Here is a 6901-nt window from a genome sequence, read left to right as displayed (position 1 = left end):
CCCCCCAGCTACGAAGCCATCCCCGCCGGCCAGTTCGACCCCCGGGACCTCACCGACTTCCAGCTCGACGAACTCGTGCACAGGATCATCGGCCGCATCACCCGCCTGATCCGCACGGAACTCCGCCTGGACCGCGAACGGATCGGCAAACTCCGCGACCCCCGCCACTGAACCGCCACCGCACCGCACGGCAGCGCAGCGCCCCGCAACGACAGAAAGGCCCACCCCCGATGTCCCGCCTCGACCCGGGCTCCACCATCTGGTTCACCCTCAGCATCGACGGCGAGAGCCTCGGCTACTTCAACGGGTGCGACGGGCTGTCGTCGACGGTGGAGATCGAGCACCGGCAGGAGGGCGGCAACAACGGCTTCGTCTGGCAACTCCCCACCCGCGTCACCTTCTCCACCATCCGGCTGACCCGCCCGCTCACCCCGGACACCGCGAAGGTCGCCAAGTGGATCTCCTCCGTGCAGACCGGGATCAAGCGCCCCACGGGCCAGATCGCGGCGCTGCGCGCCGACGGTTCGGAGGTCGCGCACTGGGGGCTGATCGACGTGCTGCCGGTGAGCTGGCAGGGCCCCTCCCTCGACCCGGCCGGACCCGCGGTCGCCACCGAGGTGCTGGAGATCGCCCACCACGGGTTCACGGACTGAGCGGGGGCGGGAAGCAGACCATGGCCACCAGCAGAGGCGCGGGCAAGAGTCTCGTCCGTGCCAGTCTCGCCATTCACGAGCCGCCCGTCGGAGGCAGCACCACCCCGGGCGGCCTCATCAAGACCTTCGCCTTCGACTTCAACCCGGCGCAGTTGTCGCTGACCCGCCGCGCCCAGTGGAAGACGACCCCGGCACAGATCGAACGGGACGGCTCCGTACCGGAGTTCATGGGTTCGCAGCCGCGCGAGATGGGCGTGGAGATCTTCCTCGACTCCTCCGACGAACCGACCAGCAACTCGGTGCTGAAGAAGGTCGAGTCGCTCCTCGCGTGCTGCGACGTGACCACCAAGTCCATTGCCGCCAAACAGCCTTCACCGCCTTGGGTGGTGTTCCAGTGGGGGTCCTTCTCCACCGCCCGCTTCACCGCCTACGTCTCCTCCGTCGAGGCCGCGTACTCGCTCTTCGGGACGACCGGCGTGCCCATCCGCGCCACCTGCCGGCTGCAACTGCACGAGATACCGAGCAAGACCAAGGGCCAGAACCCGACTTCGGGCGCGCTCACCGCGCAGCGCGTCCACCGGGTCGTGGCGGGGGACTCCCTGCAGTCGCTGGCCTGGCGGGAGTACGGCGACTCCGCCGCGTGGCGGGCGATCGCCGAGGCCAACGGGATCGACGACCCGACGCGGCTCGCGAACGGTGTCGAACTCGTGCTGCCCGCCGCCGAGGAGGTGCGTTCCTGATGGTGAAGTCCGCGTTCTCCAACGTCGTCGAGGTGAAGCTCGGCGGCGCCAAGATCCCTTCCGAGTACGCCCGTTATCTCGTCGACAGCTACGTCGACCAGGGCGTCGGCGTGCCCGCCGCGTTCCGGCTCACCTTCCGGGACCCGTACCGCCTGATCCTCGGAAAGCTGGGGGTCACCTTCGGCACGAAGGTCGTCATCGCGCCGGTGGCCGACGGACAAGGTGCCTCCGATCCGCTGCTCACCGGTGAAGTCACGGGACTTGAAGCCGACTACGACGGCACCGGCACCTTCACCGTCGTCCGCGGCTACGACTTCGGGCACCGGCTGCTGCGGCAGCGCCGGGTGGCCGCCTACCGCAACCAGAGCGCCTCCGACATCGCCCGCAAACTGGCCGCCCAGGACGGTGTGCCGATCGGCCGGATCACCTCGACGCGCACGGTCTACGAGTTCATCTCCCAGTCCAACGTGACCGATTGGGACTTTCTCGCCCGGCTCGCCGACGAGAACGAGATGGTCATGTCGGTCGACGCCGACGGCAAGTTCCAGTTCGTGCAGCCGAAACCGTCGTCCGGTGCGCCGTCGCCCGAAACCGACGGCGACAAAAGCCCGTTCGTACTCCAGGCCGGGCACGACATCCTGCGGCTGCGGGCCGCCGTGACCGCCGCCGACCAGGTCGGCAGCGTAGAGGCGCGCGGCTGGGACGTCACCACCAAGAAGAAGCTCACCGCCACCTCGCCCGGCACCTCCAACCCGGCCATCGGCATCGGCACCACCCCGGGCGCGGCGGCCGGCAAGTTCAAGACGGCCAAGCTGGTCGAGACGGGCACGCCCTACGACAAGCAGACCGAGGTCAAGTTCGCCGCCGACGCCCTCGCCGACGACGTGACGTCCTCCTTCGCCGAGCTGGAGGTCGTCGCGCGCGGAAATCCCAAGCTGCGCCCGGGAGTTCCGGTCGCGCTGGCCGACGTAGGGGCGCCCTTCGAGGGCAAGTACACGGCCACGTCCGTACGGCATGTCTTCGGCGACGGCAAGCACTACGAGACCTGGGTGACGGTCAGCGGACGGCAGTGGCGTTCGCTGTACGGGCTCGCCTCGGGCGGTTCGGAGACCGCGCCCCGACTGCCCGGCGTCGCCAACGCCCTTGTCACGGACGTGAACGACCCGCTCAAACAGGGGCGGGTGCGGTTGCAGTTCCCGTGGCTGGACGACACCTACGTCAGCGACTGGACGCGGACCGTGCAGTGGGGCGGGCTCGGTGGCGGTGGCGTCTTCCCGATGGACGTCAACGACGAAGTGCTGGTCGCCTTCGACCGAGGGGCACTTGACCACCCCTTCGTGATCGGCGGGCTCTACAACGGCAAGGACAAGCCGACCGTCGTGAGTGATGTGCCCTTGCACGACGCAGTACGGAAGAAGGCGAGCCGGCACACCGTCTCCGACCGGGACGGCAACCGGCTGGACCTGCTCAGCCAGAAGACCGGCGGACGCAAGCAGGGCGTCCGACTGGCCTCCGGTGACAAGCAGTTGACCATCACACTGGACCGCACGAACACCGAGATCGTCGTGGACAGCAAGGGCAGCGTCACCATCAAGGGCAGCCGATCGGTGTCGGTCGAGGCTGGTACCAGCCTCACCCTCAGCGCGCGGCGCAGTCTCACGATCAAGAGCGGCGGGCCGCTGAACATCGAGGGGCGCGGGCTGGTCAACGTCAAGTCGACCACCGGAGCGATCACGTTGGACGCGATGGGCGCCCTGAACCTGAAGGCGCTCGGCAACGCGATGCTCACCGCGGGCGGGAGCGTGCAGGTCAACTCCATCGGCAACGTGGGCATCCGGGCCATCACCGTGCCGATCATGGGCGTGGTCACCCTCAACGGCCTGGTCCCGATGGTGATTCCGGCATGAGCGGCCCAACGGGCAAGGACATGAGTGGCCCAACGGGCGAGGAACGGGCGGGTGTTGGCTGATGGCCGAACAATTCGTGGGCTCCGGCTGGTCGTTCCCGCTGCGCATCGGGCCGACCGGCGGCATCGCGCTGGTCAGCGGGGAGCGCGAGGTCGAGGAGGCGATCCGGCTCGTGCTGTCCACCGCGCCGGGCGAGCGCCCGATGCGGCCCGACTTCGGCTGCGCCATCCACGACCTGGTGTTCGCGCCGGTCAACGAGCAGACCGCGGGCCGGATCCAGCACGAGGTGCACGTCAGCCTCGACCGCTGGGAGCCGCGCATCGAGGTCGAGGACGTCGAGGTCACCGCGGGCACCGAGCAGAGCGTGCTGTACATCGACGTGCGCTACGCGATCCGCGGCACCAACAACCCGCGCAGCCTCGTCTTCCCCTTCTACGTCATCCCGTCCCACGACGAGCCGGACACCTCCGGCACGCCCGGCACGGCTGCTGAAAGCGACAACTGACCGATGGCTCTGCCCTCCCCGAACCTCGACGACCGCCGCTTCCAGCAGTTCGTCGACGACGCCAAGCGCTACATCCAGCAGCGCGCCCCGGAGTGGACCGACCACAACGTCTCCGACCCCGGCGTCACCCTCGTCGAGACGGTCGCGCACATGGCCGACCAGATCGTCTACCGACTCAACCGGGTACCGGACAAGAACCACTTGGCCTTCCTCGACTTGGTCGGCATCACCCTCTTCCCGCCGTCCGCCGCCCGCACCGACGTCACGTTCTGGCTCTCGGCACCCCAGGAGGAACCGGTACAGGTGCCGCTGGGCACCGAGGTGGCGACGATGCGCACCGAGGGCGAGGAGGCGGTCGTCTTCGCCACCGAGCGCGAACTCGCCGTCGTCCCCAGCGCGTTGCGGCATCTCGTCGTGCAGCACCGGGGCAAGCAGGTCGTCGACCGCACCCACGACCTGGCCGAGGGCAATCACGTGATGTGCTTCGCCGAGTCGCCCGACCCCGGCGACTCCATGCTGTTCGGTCTCACCGCCGCCGTCCCGCACTGCGCCCTCGCCCTCGAACTCGACAGCCGTGTCGACGGAGTTGGTGTAGACCCCCGCCAACCACCCCTGGTCTGGGAGGCGTGGACCGCCGACGGCTGGCAGCTGTGCGAGGTGGACCGCGACGGCACCGGCGGCCTCAACCGCCCCGGCGCGGTCGTCCTGCACGTCCCAGGCGGCCACACCCTGTCCCGCAACGGGGGCCAGGAAGCAGGGTGGTTGCGCTGCCGCGTCACCGAACCCCACCCCGACCAGCCCTTCTACACCCTCTCGCCGACCGTCCGCTCCGCCGAGGCCTTCACCATCGGCGGCACCACCACCGTCGTCCACGCGGACACCGTCTACGACGAGGCGCTCGGCGAGTCCACCGGCCTGCCCGGGCAACGACTGCGGCTCGCCCACACCCCCGTTGTCGGCGACAACCCGCCGCTCCTCCTCCAGACCGCCGAACACGACGGCTGGACGGACTGGCAGGTCGTCCCGCACTTCGCCGCCTCCGGCCCCGACGACCGGCACATCACCCTCGACGCGGCCACCGGCGAACTCGCCTTCGGCCCGGCCGTCCGCGAACCCGACGGCTCCCTGCGGCAGTACGGCGGGGTCGCCCCCAAGGGTGCGGTGATCCGCGCCCGCCGCTACCGCACCGGCGGCGGCCGGGCCGGCAACGTGGCACGCGGCGCGGTACAGATCCTGCGCAGCTCCATCCCGTACGTCTCCGAGGTCGTCAACAGGGAGGCGGCACGCGGGGGAGTGGACGGCGAGACGGTCCAGGAGGCGAAGACCCGCGCCCCGATCACCCTGCGCGCCCAGGAGCGGGCGGTCACCCTCCGGGACTACGAGGAACTGTCCCGCCGGGCCGCCCCCGAGACCGCCCGCATCACCTGCCTGGAGGGCGACGAGGGCGAGCACGGGGCCTACGCCGTACGGGTGTTGGTGGTCCCGCAGGCCGTGCCCGACCCCGGTGGACGCCTGCGGTTCGAGCAACTCGTGCCCGGGGACGCCCTGTTGGACCGCATCACCCGGCATCTCGACGAACGGCGCCTGATCGGGACCCGGTTGGCGGTCGGCCCGCCCTTCTACCAGGGCATCACCGTGGTCGCCACGGTCCACGCCTTCCGGGGCGTCGACACCGACCGGGTACGCCGCCAGGCCCACGACGCCCTCTACCGTCACCTCGACCCGCTCACCGGCGGATCGGACGGCAAGGGCTGGCCCTTCGGGCGCCCGGTGCAGTCCGGGGAGGTCTTCGCGGTGCTCCAGCGCGTGCCCGGCGTCGAGCTGGTCGACGAGGTCGTCCTGCACCCGGCCGACCCACTCACCGGCAAGCGCGGCGACCCCACCGACCGCATCGACCTGGAGCGCCCGTCGCTGGTGTTCTCCTTCGACCACCGTGTCCGCGTGATCGGAGACGGCGCATGAGCACGACCAACTCCGACTCGGGAGGCCCGCGTTGAGGGGATCAGTGGACGGCCTCGGCTCCTCCGCGCCCATCGGCGCGATGCTGCCCGCCGTGTTCGCCGACGACGACCTCGCCCAGCGTTTCGTCGCCGGGCTCGACGAGGTCGTAGCGCCGATCCTGAATGTGCTGGACTGCCTCGACACGTACTTCCGGCCGTCGCTCGCGCCGCTCGACTTCGTTCAGTGGCTGGGGAGTTGGGTCGGGGCGGAGACCGACGGCAGTGAGCCGGAGGCGCGGCTGCGGGCCGCCGTGGCCGCCGCGACCTATCTGCACCGTATCCGCGGCACCCGGCGCGGACTGGCCGAGGCCGTCCGGCTCGCCTTCGGGGTCGAACCCGAGATCACCGAGAGCGGCGCGGCCGACTGGAACGCCCGCCCGCTCGGCCCGGTGCCCGGCGAACGCAGCCCCCGGCTGCACGTCCACCTGCGGCTGCCCGCGCCGACCACCCTGGACACCCACCGGCTGGACGCCCTCGTGGCGGCCGCCCGCCCCGCCCACATGCCGTACACGGTCCAGGTCACCACCACCGTGCCCGCCGAAAGGAACCCCGAGAGATGACGACCACCCAGAGCTGCGCCGAATGCGGAACCCGCGCGGAACCGGGCCAGTCGTTCTGCGACTCCTGCGGTGCCGTCCTGAGCTGGACGGACCGCGCGGGCGCACGCACCGGGTCCGCGGGAAGCGCGACGGCCGACGGCGCGGGCCGGGACACGAACGACCCGCGGGCCAACCGGGTCCCGGCGCAGGGGAGTTCGGCCTCGGACGACCCCGCGGCCCGACTCGACGCCCTGTCCCTGCGCCTGGACGCCCTGGCCGCCGGCGGCTCGTACGACTCCGTCGCCGCGCCCACCGGCCAGGACCCGGCGACCGCGGACACCGCCGGTGGTTCTACGGCCTCCCACTCGTCCGGTGGTTCTACGACTGCCCACTTGTCCGGTGGGTCCATGGCTTCCCACCCGTCCGGTGCGGCTACGACTCCCCACCCAGCCGGTGGGGTCACGACCCCCCACCCGTCCGCCGGGGCTACGACTTCGCACCCGTCCGGCGGTCCTACGACCCACCCCGCGCCCGACGCCCCCTACGGGCACCCCGAC

At 70.9% G+C, this 6901-nt stretch carries 6 protein-coding genes and 1 pseudogene; all 7 read left to right on the top strand.

The window, feature by feature from the left end; translation table 11 throughout:
- Positions 1-230: 230 nt before the first annotated feature.
- On the top strand, positions 231-653 hold the full coding sequence (locus JHN63_RS46025) for a phage tail protein (RefSeq protein WP_200691099.1): 423 nt from the start codon (positions 231-233) through the stop codon (positions 651-653).
- Between the two features lie 20 nt (positions 654-673).
- Positions 674-1393 (top strand): LysM peptidoglycan-binding domain-containing protein, encoded by a 720-nt coding sequence (locus tag JHN63_RS46020; RefSeq protein WP_200691098.1) that lies wholly within the window; start codon positions 674-676, stop codon positions 1391-1393.
- On the top strand, positions 1393-3300 hold the full coding sequence (locus JHN63_RS46015) for a VgrG-related protein (RefSeq protein WP_200691097.1): 1908 nt from the start codon (positions 1393-1395) through the stop codon (positions 3298-3300). The genes JHN63_RS46020 and JHN63_RS46015 overlap by 1 nt, the downstream gene beginning before the upstream one ends.
- 61 nt (positions 3301-3361) lie before the next feature.
- Positions 3362-3805: a GPW/gp25 family protein gene (locus JHN63_RS46010; RefSeq protein WP_200691096.1), complete on the top strand. Its 444-nt coding sequence runs from the start codon at positions 3362-3364 to the stop codon at positions 3803-3805.
- A 3-nt stretch (positions 3806-3808) separates the two neighbouring features.
- Positions 3809-5767 carry a putative baseplate assembly protein gene (locus JHN63_RS46005; protein ID WP_200691095.1) on the top strand — a complete coding sequence of 653 codons (1959 nt, stop codon included), beginning with the start codon at positions 3809-3811 and terminating at the stop codon, positions 5765-5767.
- Positions 5768-5798: 31 nt separating this feature from the next.
- The gene (locus JHN63_RS46000; protein ID WP_200691094.1) at positions 5799-6365 is read left to right on the top strand and encodes a phage tail protein; all 567 of its coding nucleotides are present in this window, start codon (positions 5799-5801) and stop codon (positions 6363-6365) included.
- Positions 6362-6901, top strand: a pseudogene (locus JHN63_RS45995) (hypothetical protein); the annotation flags it as partial. The gene JHN63_RS46000 and the pseudogene JHN63_RS45995, both read left to right, overlap by 4 nt.

The organism is Streptomyces sp. MBT65, from assembly GCF_016612545.1.
In the GTDB taxonomy this organism is placed as follows: Bacteria; Actinomycetota; Actinomycetes; order Streptomycetales; family Streptomycetaceae; genus Streptomyces.
The sequence above is the reverse complement of the archived record's forward strand: the minus strand, read 5'-3'. Positions and strand labels throughout refer to the sequence as shown.